This is a genomic window from Polaromonas sp. P1_G2, assembly GCF_056405515.1.
On sequence record NZ_JBFUBY010000822.1, the window covers coordinates 1 to 545 of the forward strand.

A 545-nucleotide genomic window follows, 5' to 3' on the forward strand; every position below is an offset into this window, starting at 1 on the left:
CTCCGCACCTCAAATCGTCGGCGAGGATGCGACGAGAAGATAAAGTCAAAGCGGCGCCCGGACGATTTCTCCATTGAAATCGAGATGGCCAGAGAGGCTGCCGCAGAAACGCCGTCAATCCAGCGTTCGCCGGAAGCGCAGCAGCGCCAGACCGGCATAGGCAAGGATGAACACTGCCAGGATCCCAACTTCGAACGACACGTCCGCCCAGGCCGCCCCCTTCAGCATCACGGCGCGAATGATGCGGATGAAATGGGTGAGCGGAAAAATCTCGCCGATCCATTGCGCCCAGACCGGCATGCCGCGGAACGGAAACATGAAGCCGGAAAGCAGGATCGACGGCAGGAAGAAGAAGAAGGTCAATTGCATGGCCTGCATCTGCGAGCTCGCGACCGTCGAGATCGTGTAGCCGAGTAGCACCAGCGCCAGCACGAAGGCGAACACAGCCATCAGCAGCAAGCCGAGCGATCCGACAAAGGGAATGCGGAACAACAGTTTTGCCGCGACCAGCACCACCGTCACCTGCACGGCTCCAACCGTCAGAT

The 545-nt window shown here is 59.8% G+C and carries 1 protein-coding gene; it reads right to left on the reverse strand.

The genetic code is table 11. The features are described 5' to 3' along the window. Positions 1-114: 114 nt before the first annotated feature. Positions 115-545 (reverse strand): ABC transporter permease (locus AC1D0P_RS27805; protein ID WP_477679680.1); only part of this gene is annotated, 431 nt, incomplete at its 5' end.